The organism is Massilia sp. Mn16-1_5 (assembly GCF_004798585.1).
Taxonomy (GTDB): domain Bacteria; phylum Pseudomonadota; class Gammaproteobacteria; order Burkholderiales; family Burkholderiaceae_D; genus Telluria.
In genome coordinates, this window is record NZ_PPXQ01000073.1 from 1 (window position 1) to 451 (window position 451).

Annotated in this window: 1 protein-coding gene; it reads left to right on the forward strand. The window is 67.4% G+C overall.

What is annotated here, in order from left to right; all coding sequences use genetic code 11:
• The coding region (locus tag C2862_RS25455) for a hypothetical protein (protein WP_168710174.1) at positions 1-213 on the forward strand (213 nt) is incomplete at its 5' end.
• Positions 214-451 lie beyond the last annotated feature (238 nt).

Here is a 451-nt window from a genome sequence, read left to right on the forward strand (position 1 = left end):
GGATTTTCCTATGTAGCTGAGGTTGTCGCCTCTGACGCCGAGTTGCGGACTGATCTGGCGATCGCCCGCAGCTTGGGGGTCAGCCTGCGCCGATTCAACGGGTGGGAGCCGACCACGGTCACCACCACCCGCCCCGACGGCACAACCATCACCACCCGTGACCCCGAGTTCGACGCGTGGGAGCGGTCGCTGTGGATCGCATTCGACGCGTGAGAGAAGCAGTGCTGCCCCGGCTGCGGCACCCCCTACGAGCGTGGCCTGTGGGACAACGACGCCGAGCCGGACAAGCGGCCACGGTGGCGCGTCGGCATGTATCGCTGCCGCCCCTGCGAGGTGCTGGAGCAGGTGCAGAGCAAGCACGTCAAGGCCCTCGAGGCTGCCAACCATGACCAGCCCGTCCCCACCCACCACCTCAAGTGGTTCGCGTTCGAGCACCCCGAAGGGAGGCCCT